Source organism: Chloroflexus sp., from assembly GCF_034431535.1.
Taxonomy (GTDB): domain Bacteria; phylum Chloroflexota; class Chloroflexia; order Chloroflexales; family Chloroflexaceae; genus Chloroflexus.
Map to the genome: position 1 here is coordinate 140,241 of NZ_DAOUDC010000017.1, position 15,071 is coordinate 155,311.

The window sequence follows — 15,071 nt, forward strand, 5'->3', positions numbered from 1 at the left end:
TCCCGCTACACAAGGTATTGTGCAACGGGAGCGTGAAATGATCGTGAGCGAGGTTGTGTTATTTCAACCGAAAGCCGAGCTGGTGCAAGACATCGCGCAACACATCGCGTCCTGACAGGCTCTGTGGCCCGGCGACGCGCTTGGCCGAGTGATCGACCCAGTCGCCTTCGACGTTCATCCGTTGTGTGGCGTAGAAGGCGATCATCGTCGCGTTGTAGTGCTCAACCGCCGGCGGCACTTGCTCAGGCTGGTACACTTCGCGATGCAAGACGGCAGCCTGCGGCAGGCGAGGCTTGATCGCTGCTGGCCGGTCGGGGTTGGGTTTGCCAACGCACATGCCGAACACCGGCATCACCATCGGCGGCAGGCGCAGTTCGGCAGCGACATCGAGCGGGTGGTTGCGGATGGCGCCAATGTAGACGGTACCAAGGCCGAGCGATTCGGCGGCGATCACCGCATTTTGCGCTGCGAGCGCGGCATCAATCACGCCGACCAGCCACATTTCGAGGTAGTCTAAGCCGTCGTGCGGCATCTGGCGCGCTTCCGCCGCCTGCGCGATCCGGTTGAGATCGGCGAGCCAGACTAAGAAGAGCGGTGCGCGCCGGATGTGGTTTTGGTTACCGGCCAGCGTCGCTAACCGCTCTTTCCGTTCCGGGTCGGTCACTGCTACCACGCTCCACGTTTGCAGGTTCGATGAAGTGGCCGCCGATTGCGCCGCCGCGATCATGATTTCGAGCGTGCCTTCCGGCAGCGGTTCGTTGCTGTACGAGCGCACCGAGCGGTGGCTGAGCAGCAGATCGATCGCGGCGTTGCTGATGATCCGTTCGGGTATGGCATCGCCGTACCGTTGGCGCAAGAGATCATGCGTGGTGAGGGATGTCTCGGTCATGGCACTCCTCAGGTATCTGCTATCGCACTCTATCGGGGTTGATTATACACGGTCTAGTCGGGGCAGTATCAGATAGGATGCCGGGATATAAGATAAGGGCGGGTTTGAAACCCACCCTTACACTCCTCACCCTTATCCTAGCTTCGTCACGCTCCTACGGCGATGTCGCACCATCCACCGCATCCCGACGCTGGGCATCGATGATGGTGATCTCAGGCGCTGGCCGGCTGGGAGCCGGGAGCACTACTGGTTCACGGCGGCGGCGCACCAGTGTGGTGTTCGAGCGCGTTAGCGCTGCGGCAAAGCCAAAGGCTGGCCGTTCTGGCTTCTCGTTCGGCGACAAGTAGGGGTGTTCGGCCTCAACCCGGGCCAGAATCTCATTCACATCAAGATCAGTCAGCTCGTTGCGCAAGATCAACGCCTCAGCGATCGCAATCACCGCCATCCGGTTTTGCTCAAGCATCTGCTTGACGATCCGGTACTGCTCTTGCAAGATTGCCTCGACCCGCGGCTTGACATCCGGCGCCGACAAGCCTTGCATCCCAAAGAGCAGGTACGAGAAGAAGCTGTTGTCCATTCCATACGCACCAACCATCATCGCCGCGATGCCGGTTGCGCTCTGCAAGTCGCTGGTAACGCCGCTCATCTGCGTGCCGAGGAAGAGCTCTTCGGCAGCGCGGCTGGCCAGCGCGATCTTGATCCGGTCGAGCAGCTCTTCACGGGTGCGGGTGTGAATCTCCTCTTCCGGCTTCCACGCCGCAAAGCCGAGCGCATTGCCGTGGCGCACAATCGTCACCTTGGTCAGGCGCTCTTTCTTGAGCAGCTTGACGGCGGCGTAGGCATGGCCGGCTTCGTGGTACGCGATCCGCCGGCGCTCCTCGTATGACATGCTGCGGATCGGCTGCTTCAGACCCCATTCGTGGATCTCACGCGCTTGGGTGAAGTCCCAGTAGTTGATCGCAGCGCGGCCATCGAAGTGGGCATGGATGGTGGCTTCGTTGATCACGTACTTGATCGCCACCGGTGTATAACCGATAGTGTCGGCGACCATCCGGTCAATCGGCATCGGTTCGTGCTTAACCTTGCTCAGGTAGTACTCAATCACCTCGCGGCGGCCATCGGCGTCGGGCGGCTCAACCGCGATCTTGCGGTCAAAGCGACCGGGCCGCAACAGCGCGGCGTCGAGCGTCTCGGCAAGGTTGGTAGCAGCCATCGTCAACACTGGTGGCATCTCGGCCTTACCGCGGCGCAACCCGACGAGACGCAGCAACTTGCCCCACCACGTTTGATCTTGCGGCGGCGGATCCATCTGCAACAGCAACTCGTTGAGCAAGCTGCTGCCGCCACCCATCATGCCGCCGACACCCATCACCACATTCTCGCGATTGCTCATCCCTGCGCCAGCAGCGCCGGTACCCATCAGGTTCGAGCTGCGCGCCATCCCGATCGCGTCAATTTCATCAATGAACAGGATGCACGCGCCGTACTCGCGGGCGAAGCGGCGGGCCTTGCGGTAGAGGTTCATCACCTTGATGTTACCCATCCCCATCCACGCCGAGAGTAATGATGGCGCGCTGAGGTAGCCAAACGGTACCCCGGCTTCGGTGGAGATCGCTTGGGCAAGGTAGCTCTTGCCGGTGCCGGGAGGGCCGATCAGCAAGATGCCGCGGGTGACTTCGCCACCCATCTGCTTGAACTCTTTCGCGCCTTTGAGCAGCGTCACCACTCGGCGCGCTGCTTCCAACACCTCTGGGTTGCCGCGGTAGTCTTTGAAGCTAACGCCGGTTTCACCCGGCTTGACCCAGTAGATGCGGGTGCGGGCCATAAAGAAGTACATCAGCCAGAACTGGAAGCCGATGAAGAAGAAGAGGTACACGGCGACCGGAATGATCTGGAGGATTAGATTACCGATTTCGCCGGTGATAATAATGTTGAAAATGCCGGGAAGCAGGTTGGTGGCTAACCAGATGCCAATGCCGAGAAAAAGCATCAAGCGCAAGAAGCGGAATAACTTCCAATTCCAGCGCTCAAAGAGTTTTGCAATCTTCTTCTCAAGCTCCTGCTCGCGATTCGTGGCGGTTGAATCAGGGGTTGGGCGGTAGGGCTCAATTGCCATGCGCGACTCCCATTCCAGAATTGACATGACGGCTGTGCGCTGCTGCGCTGACGATTCGGACGAGGGAAGACACTACGTGTTATGATCGTTGTGATGCTGTTATATGAAGTATACCGATGGTTAGATGAGCGGTCAAGGCGCGAAGATGAGAATGCTCTCATAAATTTGTGCCGGCTCCGAATGGAGCAGATGGAGGCGCTTTGCGGCGCATACGCAATGCGCAATTCCCAATGGGAGGCGTTGGGTATGGGTAAGGTCGCGATGCTGCGCCACTGGCGCCGTTGGCTTGATGGGATGGCGCTGGTGACGGTGGCAGTCTATGTATGGCTGGTGTGGAATGTGCAGACCGGCGCTGCCCCGATCGATCCGGTGTATGCCGGTGTGCGTGAACGCGGTGTGCTGCGGGTCGCGGTCGATCCCGGCTACCGCCCGTTTGTCGAAGACCAGTACGGGGTACTGACCGGTTTTGACATCGAACTTGTGCAAGCGTTGGCTGCCGAGTTGGGGGTCGAGGCAGTGTTTGTGCGGAGCGGCTTTGATGCGCTCTACGATCAGTTGACCAGCCGGCAAGCCGATCTGATCGCCTCGGCCCTGCCCTACGCTCCCGAACAGGGCTACCGCGCCCGCTTTTCCCAACCCTACTTTGATGGCGGGTTGATGCTGGTTGCGCCAGCCGCTAGCCCAATTGTCGGCTTGGCCGATCTGCGAGATCGCCGCCTTGGCGTGGTGTTGGGCAGCGAAGGCGATGCCTTGGCGCGCCGCTTGGCCTCGACCACCCCGGTGACGCTCGTCGAGGCTGAAGAAGCGGCATCGCTGGCCCGCGCCCTGCGCACCGGCGCGATCGATGCCGCCATCCTCGATCACGTGGCTGCGTTGGGTGCGCTGGCCGGCGGCGATCTGCGCATCGCTGCTGCGCTGACCTACGAGCCTTATGTGCTGGCTATGCCCGCCGCCGCCTTCCAGCTCGAAGCCGAGATCAACCGCGCCCTTGCCCGCCTTGAGGCGCGGGGGGTGTTGGCGGCGTTGCAACGGCGGTGGATGGAGTAGGTGTGAGGGACGCAATCGCCACGAAAACACACAAAAGGCTCAAAAAAGGTTGCATTTGTGTCTCTTTGCGGCTATTCACCTTCCCCCCCAGCGGGTTGAGGGGCACGGAGAGAGGGCGCTATCACCGCTCGTCTCGCCATGACATGCCGAGAGCAGATCTGCCCCAAAACCTTTGCGACCTCTGCACTCTTTGTGCCTTTGCGTTTGACTCCTCTGCGCCTTTGCTTGCTTTGCGGCTTGGCGCTCAACCCCTCGCCCAGCGGGAGAGGGGCACGGGGTGGAGGCACCATCCGCTAATGGGAAAGGGGCCGGGGGTGAGGGCACGAGGTTTACCGCAGTGGACGCGGAGGACGCGGCGGGGAACGAGGCGAGGCGTGCTGTCATTGCGAGGGCGCGCAGCGCCCGAAGCAATCCTCCGTCAGTGCAGCACATGCCTGAGTGGATCCCTCTCGTCCACGCGGGAGATTGCTTCGCCTCGCGGTGGGCAGAGCCGTGTTCTGCCCCTACCGCTCGGCTCGCAATGATAATTTGGGGAATTTGGGTCGTTTGTGGCTCTTGGTGGCTATTCACCTTCCCCTCACCCAGCGGGGGAGGGGCATAGGGTGGGGTAGCCAACCTTAACTCACAGCCAACCAGCGACTGTCGGCCAACCGCGCGAGCCACGGTTGCAAGGCCGGTTCCCATACCGGTTGGGCGGCAATCAGCCGGCGCAGCTCTGCGGCTTCGCTTGACATAATATTTTGAAGAGCGCTAATCAACCCTTCGACCTGATCGAACTGGCCGGCAGTCTCGAACAGGGTACGCGCCATGCTAAAGCGGTCGCCGATCGGGATGGCGAAACCGAGTTGCCGCGCCAGCGCCGAGCAGTCGGCCCGGCTGAGGAAGAAGCCGGCTTTGACCGGCGTGATCAGATGGCGGATCAGCGCGCTCAGATCGGTCTCTTCATCGTGGGGGGGGGCCGGTTGCAGGGGTATGTACTCTTGTACGGCGACCGGCTCGCCGGCCAGCCGCTCAAGTTCGCTGCCGATCAATTCCACCACTAAACCAGCCACCGTCTGATAAAAAGGATGGGCCGGAATGCGTTGCACTGTGCGTACCCAAATCGGCGCCCAACCGGCGAGGTGCTGGCGCAGCAACGTCGCTGCCTGTCGCCGCGCCCAACTGCGCAGCGCGGCGTCGCCGTGGGCCTGCGCGGTGGCTTCGGTTGCGATCAGGCGCGTCAGTACGGTCAATTCTAACCCCAAATGGTCAGGCGCGCCCACGTTAGGGTCAGGGACAAAACCGCATGCCTCGTACAATGCCGCTACTCGCTCGGCGGCGGCGGTGTTGAGCATCAGCTCTTCGTCGCGGTAGAGCGACTCGTAAGGGTAGACATTACGCCCGACCAGATATTCATAGGCGACAGCGAGCGCCTCGCGCCCGTCACCCATCATCTCAGCCAGTTCTGGCAATGTCGCCGCCTCCGCCCACAGTTCGGCGGAAGGCGGCGTGAGCAACAGGCGGCCAATCAGGCTGGCTAAGGCCTGACGGGCCACCAATTCGGAATACGCCGTCACGACTTTTTCCTCGGCAACAGGTACGCTTCACGCGCCGGACGGAACGGGCGCAGCAGCCAGTGTGGCCGGCGCAAGCCGTCGGGCGAGACCTTCGACGCTGGACGGGCCATAGCCAGCCATTCGCGGTAGACTTCGTGCGCCCGCTTGGTATCGACAAAAATGTCGCCGTAGCGGTCATTCGGGCCGGCTAGCTCGATCCGCACCTTCTGGTGCCAGCAGTGCATGCCGCTGATCGGGTCAGGATGCACCGAGAAGGTTAGGTTCTGATGGACGCCGGCATCTTCCCACCAGATCCGCGCCGTATCGGGGTCTTCGCTCTGGTAGGGCTTGATGCCGTGGACTTGGCGCATCCGCCATTTGCCTTCGCCCTCTTGCTTGAGATCAACCAGCGCGGTCGAGAGCTTGCCGCCACCTTCTTCTTGCAACCGCCAGCGCCCCAGATGGTGCGAACAGGCGATCACACCGGGGCGGATGCCCTCCGTCACCCAGACCCGATCGACGAAGTAGCCGATCTCGGTGATGACCTTGATCAGATCTCCGGTGCGCAACCCGAGCCGCTCGGCGTCGCTGGTGTGGATCCAAACCGGGTTCTTGTGGCTGATCTCGTACAGCCACTTGGCGTTGCCGCTGCGGGTGTGGATTAGCGTTGGCAAGCGGAAGGTCGAGAGCAGCACGACTTCGTTCTTGTTTCGATCCACCTTGCTGGGGTGAACGTGGCTGTGGATGTAGGTCGGAATAGCGTATTCGGGCCACCCCCAATCGCGCAGCGTCGTCGAGTAAAACTCAAGTTTGCGCGACGGGGTGAGGAAGCCGGTCGCGATCGTACCGTCTTCGAGCTGCACCCCAATCGGTCTCCCGCGTTCCGGGTCTGGCTCGAAGTAGGGCAGCGGCGTGATATTCGCCGACGGCTGGGCCGGCGTCTTGGTATAGACGATCTTGGTGTCGGGGTCGATCGTCGCGTTGGTCAACTCGCTTGGGCTTGGCGGTTTATCGAAGGTCGGCATCGCGCCTTTGCGCAGCTCGAACGCACCGAAGCGCCGCATATACTCCAGCGGGGTCAGACCCTCTTTCGCCGCCGCTTCGGGCAAACCGGGCACGTGATTCTCGAACATCCAGCCGTACAGCTCATCGACCGTAATCTTCTGGCCGGGCCGGTACGGGCTTTCAAAGGTCTTGCGGATGCCAAGGCTGCCGTCGGGGTCAATCCGCCACGACAGTTCGATCCAGAACTCGGTCTCTTCCCACACCTCGCCGGGGTTAGCTTCGCGGGTATCTTTGACCGGCTTGCCCAAGCGCCGCATCGCTTCGCGCAACACCGGCTGGCGGAACGCGATCCAGCAACCGGCATGGGTCTCTTGGCTCATCATATCGTGGCGCTCGGCCCCGAGGCCCATCGGCAAGATGTAGTCGGCGAACCAACCGGTCTCGCTCCACGTCGGCGAGAGATGGACGTGCAAACCGATCTTGCTCTCGTCGGTCAGCACTTCCAGCCAGCTCATACCGTCGGGGTTCGTCCACAACGGGTTGTAGACGCGGGTGAAGTAGGTGTCAATCTTGCCGCGATTTTCTTTGAGGAGGTGCGGCAAGAGATAGCTCAACTCGTAGAAGGTGAGCGGGTACTCTTCCGGCCACGTCAACTCGTTCCAAACCTTCGGGTGCGGCGCCATATTGGGGTGGCGCGGGATCCACTTATCCCAGACGTTGGCCGAAGTGCCGCCTTCGACGCCGATCGAGCCGGTGAGCACATTGAGGAACCAGAGGCAGCGGGCGATCATCCAGCCGCCGAGGTTGGCGCTGGTGGCGCTGCGCCAGCTATGAGTAGCCAATTTGCCTTCGCAGCGGGCGATAATCTTCGCCACTCGCTCGATCTGCTCGGCGCTCACCCCGCTCTCTTGGGCGGCGAACTCGAAGGTGTACTGGGCGTACAACTCTTGCAGCTTCATCTCGAAGTGCTCGAAGCTAACCGGCGTGCCGGGATGTTCGGCGCGCAGATAGGCATCCCAATTCACCCAGCGGCGCACAAAGTCGCGGTTATACTGGCCGGTGCGGATAAGATAGTTGGCAATGGCCAACAAGATCGCCGTCTCGCTGCCCGGCCACGGCGAGAGCCACTCATCGGCCAGCGAGGCCGTATTCGAGAGACGGGTATCAAGCACAATCAGCTTGGCGCCGGCCATCTTGCCTTCCATAATGCGCTGGGCATGCGGGTTGAAGTAGTGGCCGGTTTCGAGGTGCGAACTGATCAGCAAGATCACGTGGGCATTGGCATGATCGGGTGAAGGCCGGTCGTACCCCATCCACATCGCTTGCCCGTAGCGCGCACCTGACGAACAGACATTGGTGTGCGAATTGTGGCCGTCGATCCCCCACGCTGGCAACACCCACTCCATAATCCCATCGTGGCCGGGGCGGCCCACGTGATAGATAACCTCAGTCTGGCGCTTCTCGATAATTGCCTTGCGGATGCGCCCGGCAATCTCGTTGAGCGCCTCGTCCCACGAGACGCGCACCCACTTGCCTTCGCCGCGCTTACCGGCCCGCTTCAGCGGGTAGAGGATGCGGTCAGGGTCGTAGACTTGGTTGAGCGTCGCCGGCCCCTTGGCGCAGTTACGGCCCCGGCTGCCGGGATGGAGCGGATTGCCCTCAAACTTCTTGATCTTGAGCGTCTCGACATCAACATACGCGAGCAGACCGCAGGCGCTCTCGCAATTAAAGCAGATGGTCGGCACCAGTGTATAGCGGCGGGCCACCTTCTGTGGCCACAGTTTCGGATCGTACTCCGTCCAGTTATTCCAGCGTTCGACCGGCGGATAGTCATGCAACTCAGTGCTGGCCGGCGTAGTTGCCGGCTTATCGCTGGTGACATACCGGTCGACCGGCGGGGCCAACGGTTCGACTCGCGCTTGCGGTTTCTGGCTGAGCGTTCCTAACAAACGGTTAAGCAATGACGTCGCCATGACCACACCTTTCCTAACTGTTCGGCACGTGTTGCGGCGCCATAACGAAAGCATATTCAAAGGTGTACAGACCAGCAATAGCAGCCAACCCAGCCACCGCCAAGAGCGGCGCAGCCAAAGCGGGTGCGAACAAGGCCAGCGCGATCAAGGCAATCGGCACAACGTGGCCCAACCCGATCGCACCCTGCCAGAAGTGGCGGCGATAGTGACCGTGGCTAATGTCGTGAGCGGCGCGGGCCGCAACTTCGCTGGCGTGCGGAATACCGAATTCGCCCAATAGCAACATAAAGAGATCGAGCGCAAGGCCGCCGGCGAACAGCCAGCCGAGCAGGGTCAGGAATTCAGCCGGCATCGCCATCAACGGTGCCATGAGCAGCAGCGTCCCCGCGCCAACCATCAACGCCTGCACCAGCAGGTGGGCCGGCAAGAGCGGGCTTTGCCAGAGGTCGCGGCCTTCGGCTTGGGCGAAGAGGAAGGCGGTGTAGATCGCGGCCATCACTGCCAGCGGTATGCCGAGCCACGCAAAGAGCGGGCGCAACCCGACGATGGCCGTTTCCGGCCACAGATTGAATGCCGCACCGGCTTCGGCGAGGAACCACAACCCGGTCACGCCGGTAAAGCCGATCAGGATAAACGCGCCGCGGGTCAACCAACTGCGCCACTGCGGACGGGTGAGAATGGTCAAGAACATGTGCGGCTTATCAAGGTCAAAGACCAGCAAGCCGGTGGTAATACCGATAAAGAGCAGGCTGACAAAAAGCGCCGTCGCCAGCAGCGGCGCGGCCAGCGGCGCCAACCCCAACCCGACGGCGGCGGCAATCGCTAAAAAGACGCCGCTCCCGATCCCCTTCGTGACCAGATAGGCCGGCACCGGCCAATGCCACGGAATCTTGTGCTGGGCATTGTAGGCCGTCTGCACCATGTGGCCGGCCACCCGCCCGCCCATCATCAACGCGCTCTGACCAACCCCCAACCCCTGCTCGCGCGGCGGGCGGATCGTCGCACCCGAAGCGGCGGTGAGCGGGATGACCTCGCGGGTAGCTTTCACCCGACCATTGCCGTTGCCGTGGTGATGGCCGACCAACTGCTCACTCACAACATCGGCCCACATAAAGGTCGAGCTGGTAGTTGAAGCGGTTGGCGTCAACGTGGTCTGATCGGCGTCGATGTAGAATAGCTTCGGCGCTGTGCCCTGTTCGGGCTTGCGTACCGATACCGGCTCGCGGGCGATCAACTGGCTGATCAAGCTGGTTGGATCATCGAGATCGCCAGAGATGATTGCCTGTTCGGGGCAAACGATCTCGCAGGCCGGCTTGAGACCCTGATCAATCCGATGGGCGCAGAAGTGGCACTTGGCTGCGTTGTGCGTTTCCGGATCGATGTAGATCGCGTCGTAGGGGCATGCCTGCATACAGGCTTTGCAGCCGATGCACACCTTCGGATCGAACTCAACGATGCCGTCGGTGCGCTGGTACATCGCGGTGACGGGACAAATGCGGACACAGGGCGGATTGGCGCAGTGGTTGCAGCGGGTGACTTGGAAGTGGCGGCGGGTGTTAGGAAACGTACCGGTCTCGACATACTTGACCCATGTGCGGTAGACGCCGAGTGGAACCTCATTTTCCGACTTGCACGCCGTGCTACACGCATGGCAGCCGATACACTTCCGCTGATCGATGAGGAAGCCGTAGTTTGTCATGGCCAGCTCTTTCTGGCTATGAGAAAAAGATCGCGACTGCATTACATCGTAACAGAAACTTATGCATCGAGCAAGCAGATGTTTTCGATGAGAGGTATCGAATGAGCGTATGCCTACACCATGGTGACGATCCCGTATGGAGGGTGGCAGTTTGACTGCTGCACTCCATAGCATCTTGCAGCCAACCATTGCACCCAGTGCATGGTACAATGCAGCAGTTCGTATTCACTCATCGTAATTGTGAGGCATGAACGTGACCCTCAACCTGCACCTGTTGCGGATCTACGTTGCCGTGCTCGATCATGGCAGCTTTACGCGCGCTGCCGACGCGCTGACCATGAGCCAATCGGCGGTATCGCGGGCCGTCCAAGAGCTTGAGCGGCAACTTAATACCGTGCTCGTTGAGCGGCGCGCGCGCGGGGTGGCCCCCACCGAAGCCGGTGCGATCCTCGGCGAGCATGCCCGCCGGATCTTTGCCCACGAACGGTTGGCGGTCGAGGCGCTCAAAGAGGTGTGCGGCTTACAACGGGGCCGGCTGGCAATCGGGGCCAGCAGTACGATTGGCATCTATCTGCTGCCGCCGCTGCTGGGTGCATACCACCGCCAATATCCGGGGATTGAGCTGTTCCTCGATATTGGCAATACCCAACAGGTGCTCGAGCACTTATTCTCCTACCGGATCGATATTGCTTACGTGGAGGGGCCGGTCGTGCCACAGGAACATCTTCAGGTTATCCCATGGCGCACCGACGAGCTGGTAGTGATCGCCCCACCCGATCACCCGCTCAGCCGGCGTGCCCATGTGCCTTGCGCCGAACTCAACGGCGCGCCGTTTATTTTGCGTGAACCCGGTTCGGGCACCCGTGAGGTGATGGAGCAGACGTTGGCGGCGCGCGGGGTTACGATCCGTCCGGTGATGGAGCTGGGCAGCACCGAGGCGGTGAAGCAGGCGGTGAGCGCCGGGTTGGGTCTGAGCATGGTATCGCGCGTCACGATTAAGGCTGAGGTGATTGCCCGCAAGCTCGAAGTCCTCAATATTCCCGATCTGGTGGTGCAGCGCCAGTTAAGCTGGGTTCGCCTGAGCGATCGCCCGCAGAGCCAAGCCTTGATGGCGTGGTTGAAGGGACAGGTATGAGGGAGGGAGTAGGGAATAGGGAGGACTGTCATTGTTGTAGGTTTGTGCAACCCTCTTCCTCATCACCGGTCTCGCGCTTACTGGACAGCAACCATCTCTTTGTAGTGATAAGTGTTATAATAGCCGTCAACTTGAGCAAAGCGCCAGAAAACTCGCTCATTTTTGCAATCGTCGGGGCTGTTCTCGACAGGAGCCGGATATGACCGTTAAATACACACGCTGGCTGCGCAGCTACGTTGGCCATCAACGCATTCTGCAAGTGCGCGCGAGCGGGTTTGTCCGCAATGAAGCGGGGCAGATATTGCTATGCCGGCGCGCCGATGTGATGCTGTGGGATGTACCGGGAGGAACGATCAGCCTTGATGAGTCGCCGGCGCGGGCATTGGTGCGCGAAGTCCATGAAGAGACTGGCTTGATTTTAGAGCCATTTAAGCTGATCGGGATCTATAGCGGCCCCGATTTTGCGTGGAGTTACCCCAACGGCGATCAGTCGCAGATTCTGGCGATCTTTTTTGCGGCCCGGATCGTTGGCGGCGAGTTGCAGCAAGCCGGTCATGAGAATGTTAATGTCGGCTTTTTTGACCCCAACCGGTTGCCGCCGTTGCTGACCCGTACCCGCCGGATGCTGGCCGATGCCTTTGCCGACCGGCCTGAAGCCACATTCGATTTTTAAGGCGCAGGAGAGCCGGACGGCTGTCCGGCTCCGCAAAGGCGCGAGGTGCTTAACGCAAAGGACGCGAAGGGGCGCAGCGGTTTGTTGGCGGAATAGCCACGACGAGACACAAAAGACGCAAATGTAACCATCGTGTTTGTGTCTTTTGCGTTTTTTCGAGGCTATTCAACCTTTTCGCTCCTGCCCCCGCGAGCACGGGAGCAGTGCGCTCAGGCATTGCTGTCGCTGACGCGGAAGATTGCTTCGGGGGATGCGCCCCCTTGCCCTGACAGGCGGGCACGCCTCCCCACTCTCTCCGCTCAGCGGCCTCGTGAGTAGTAGAATGGCGCAACCTGGCGCACGATTCCCTTCAGTTCCAACAACGCCAACGCGGCGGCGGTGGCGGCTGCCGGCAGGCCGGCGGCGCGGCCAATGGCATCAATGTGCTGCGGTTCGGCTCCAACGGCTCGGTAGATCGCCTCTTCCTCGGCGGTGAGGGCTAGCTCCAGCGGCGACTCGTTAGTCCGGTGCGGCCCATCGAGACCAAGCGCCGCCAAGACATCGTTCGCATCGGTGACTAGCGCCGCTCCCTCGTGGATGAGGCGGTGTGGGCCGGCGCTGAGCGGGTTAAAGATGGAACCCGGCACGGCCATAACATCTCGCCCTTGATCGAGCGCGAACTGCACGGTAATGAGGGCGCCGCTCTGTTCACCAGCTTCGACCACCAGTGTGGCCAGACTCAAGCCAGCGATAATCCGGTTGCGCGGGGGAAAGTTGAGCGGCGTGGGTGGCGTGCCAAGCGGGTAGTCACTGATCAGCGCGCCGGCGGTGGTGAGCCGCTCAGCCAGCGCGCGGTTCCGTTCGGGGTAGACGCGATCGACACCGCACGCGAGCACAGCAATCGTGCGTCCGCCGGCCTCAAGGGCGGCAGTATGGGCGATGGTATCGATGCCTAACGCCAACCCGCTGACGATCGTGATCCCGGCTGAGGCGAGGTCGCGGGCCAGCCGGCGGGTCGCTTCGCGGCCATAGGTGCTCGGCTGGCGCGTGCCGATGATGGCCACTGCCCGTTGATCGGCTGGTGTCAGCGTGCCGCGCACGTAGAGCAGCGGCGGCGGAGCCGGGATCATGCGGAGCAGCGGCGGGTAGATCGGATCGGTGATCACTACCGGCATCACTCCGGCGGCGCGCAACCGGGCCAGCTCGGCGTCGAGGTCGATGGACTGGCGGGCCGCGCGCAAGCCAGCCATACTGCGCGCGTCTAACCCGGCGGCGATCATATCGGGTTCATCGGCATGCCACGCTGCTGCCACCGAGCCGCACTGCTCGATCAGGCGCGAGAGCCGGAGCGGGCCGATCCCGGGTACGAGGTTAAAGCCAAGGTAGTAGCGGGTGATGTCGTGCATACGTAATTGCGCTCTCAACAACGATCTCTATATAACGATCTCTATATAAGAAACCGCGCCAGATCGGAAAAGGTTGCGCGAAGTGAGGCATAATACGATTAATGGGACTTATTTAGAAGACCATCCGTAGTAAACAGGAGCAAACGATGCCACGGGCAATCTGGAATGGCGCGGTGATCGCCGAGAGCGATGCGACGATCGTGGTTGAGGGGAATCACTACTTTCCGCCTGAGGCGGTGAAGCGCGAATATTTACGCGATAGCCAGACCCATACGGTCTGTTCGTGGAAGGGTACGGCCAGCTATTACGATGTGGTGGTGAACGGGGCGGTGAACCGTGATGCGGCGTGGTACTATCCGGTGCCGAAAGAAGCGGCGAAGCAGATTGCGGGGTATATCGCCTTTTGGCGCGGGGTGAAAGTCGAGCCGTAGGACGCAAAGACGCAGATGACGCCGCGGGTGGATGATGGATGGGGCACAAGCGCGCTTGTGTTCCACCTATCAAGTACTTCGCGTCCTCTGCGATCTTCGCGCCGTTTCGTTAAACATCTCTGCGCCGTTGCGGAGCCGGACAGCCGTCCGGCTCTCCATGCGACTTTACGTTACACCGCTTGGGCGGCTTCATCGCGGCGGCCACGGCCAAACCAATTCCGCCACTCGCGATGCTCCCACACCACCAACAACTGGGCAGCGTTGAAGATCGACGAATAGGTGCCGCTGATCAGGCCGATCAGCAACATCAACACAAAATTGCGGATGGTGTCGCCGCCGAACAGCAACAGCGCCGTGAGGGTAAAGAAGGTCGTCAACTGAGTATTGATCGACCGCGGCAGCGTCTGCACGAGGCTATGATTGACAATATCATCAAACGTCTCGGCGGGATGGCGATTGAGCAAATTCTCGCGAATGCGGTCAAAGACCACAATCGTATCGTGAACCGAGAAGCTCAGCGTTGTGAGCAGCGCGGTCAGGAAGAGGGCATCAACCTCAAGCCCGATCGCCACGCCGAGGATAGCGGCGATGCCGAGCACCACCAATACATCGTGCAACATCGAAATCAGCGCGCAGATACCGTAGCGTACCGGATGCGGCGCTTTGCGGAAGGCCCACGTCAGATAGAGCAAGATCACCAGCGATGCGCCGAGCACCGCGATCACGGCGCTGCGGGTCGACTCGGCGCTGACTGTGGGGCCGACACTCTCAAGCCGTTCGCGGGTTACAGTGCCGAAGGCATCGGTCAATGCCTTCATCACCGCCTCGATCTCGCTATTCGGATCCGACTCGCTGAGCGGGCGGGTGCGCACTAGCGCCGCCGCCACGGGACGGCCATCAATGGTGGTTGGGCTCAGTTGCACCTGTGCGCCTTCAAATCCGCCGGTGGCGAACGCCTGCGCGATGCGGTCGGTCGTCAATGACTCCGGCGTGGTATCAGGAAAGCGCAACTCCCACAACGCGCCGCCGGCGAAATCAATGCTCGGTCGCAGGCCAATCGCAAACCGCCCGGTCGTTATGAGCGGGTGCAGAAACAGCATATACAGACCGGGCACAATAACCAAGAGTGAAAAAGCAAACCACCAATAGCGACGGCGGACGAGATGTTCCATAGCGACGTTAC

The 15,071-nt window shown here is 61.1% G+C and carries 11 protein-coding genes; 4 read left to right on the forward strand and 7 right to left on the reverse strand.

The window, feature by feature from the left end; translation table 11 throughout:
- Window positions 1–58 precede the first annotated feature (58 nt).
- On the reverse strand, window positions 59–889 hold the full coding sequence (locus tag U9R61_RS04880) for an NADPH-dependent oxidoreductase (RefSeq protein ID WP_322487698.1): 831 nt from the start codon (window positions 887–889) through the stop codon (window positions 59–61).
- Between the two features lie 154 nt (window positions 890–1,043).
- Entirely contained in the window at window positions 1,044–3,005 is a 1,962-nt protein-coding gene (locus tag U9R61_RS04885; protein WP_322487699.1) for an AAA family ATPase, read from the reverse strand.
- Window positions 3,006–3,221: 216 nt separating this feature from the next.
- Here U9R61_RS04885 and U9R61_RS04890 point away from each other — a divergent pair, with 216 nt between their 5' ends.
- A complete protein-coding gene (locus tag U9R61_RS04890; protein ID WP_322487700.1) occupies window positions 3,222–4,052 on the forward strand; it encodes an ABC transporter substrate-binding protein in 831 nt (276 codons plus the stop codon).
- Window positions 4,053–4,669: 617 nt separating this feature from the next.
- On the opposite strand, the gene U9R61_RS04895 is transcribed toward U9R61_RS04890, so the two are convergent.
- The 3 genes from U9R61_RS04895 to nrfD are packed head-to-tail and all read right to left on the reverse strand — an operon-like array spanning window position 4,670 to window position 10,264.
- Entirely contained in the window at window positions 4,670–5,608 is a 939-nt protein-coding gene (locus U9R61_RS04895; protein WP_322487701.1) for a molecular chaperone TorD family protein, read from the reverse strand.
- Window positions 5,605–8,565, reverse strand: a complete 2,961-nt coding sequence (locus tag U9R61_RS04900) for a molybdopterin-dependent oxidoreductase (RefSeq protein WP_322487702.1) — start codon at window positions 8,563–8,565, stop codon at window positions 5,605–5,607. The genes U9R61_RS04895 and U9R61_RS04900 overlap by 4 nt, the downstream gene beginning before the upstream one ends.
- Before the next feature lie 13 nt (window positions 8,566–8,578).
- Entirely contained in the window at window positions 8,579–10,264 is a 1,686-nt protein-coding gene (gene nrfD, locus U9R61_RS04905; RefSeq protein ID WP_322487703.1) for an NrfD/PsrC family molybdoenzyme membrane anchor subunit, read from the reverse strand.
- Between the two features lie 247 nt (window positions 10,265–10,511).
- On the opposite strand from nrfD, the gene U9R61_RS04910 reads away from it, so the two are divergent.
- Window positions 10,512–11,399, forward strand: a complete 888-nt coding sequence (locus tag U9R61_RS04910; RefSeq protein ID WP_322487704.1) for a LysR family transcriptional regulator — start codon at window positions 10,512–10,514, stop codon at window positions 11,397–11,399.
- Between the two features lie 199 nt (window positions 11,400–11,598).
- A complete protein-coding gene (locus tag U9R61_RS04915) occupies window positions 11,599–12,072 on the forward strand; it encodes an NUDIX domain-containing protein (protein WP_322487705.1) in 474 nt (157 codons plus the stop codon).
- A gap of 299 nt (window positions 12,073–12,371) precedes the next feature.
- On the opposite strand, the gene dprA is transcribed toward U9R61_RS04915, so the two are convergent.
- Window positions 12,372–13,457, reverse strand: coding sequence for a DNA-processing protein DprA (dprA, locus tag U9R61_RS04920; RefSeq protein ID WP_322487706.1), 1,086 nt, complete (start codon window positions 13,455–13,457; stop codon window positions 12,372–12,374).
- A gap of 146 nt (window positions 13,458–13,603) precedes the next feature.
- Here dprA and U9R61_RS04925 point away from each other — a divergent pair, with 146 nt between their 5' ends.
- Entirely contained in the window at window positions 13,604–13,888 is a 285-nt protein-coding gene (locus U9R61_RS04925; RefSeq protein ID WP_322487707.1) for a DUF427 domain-containing protein, read from the forward strand.
- A 170-nt stretch (window positions 13,889–14,058) separates the two neighbouring features.
- Here the strand turns inward: U9R61_RS04925 and secF are convergent, their stop codons facing one another.
- Window positions 14,059–15,060: a protein translocase subunit SecF gene (secF, locus tag U9R61_RS04930; RefSeq protein ID WP_322487708.1), complete on the reverse strand. Its 1,002-nt coding sequence runs from the start codon at window positions 15,058–15,060 to the stop codon at window positions 14,059–14,061.
- Window positions 15,061–15,071 lie beyond the last annotated feature (11 nt).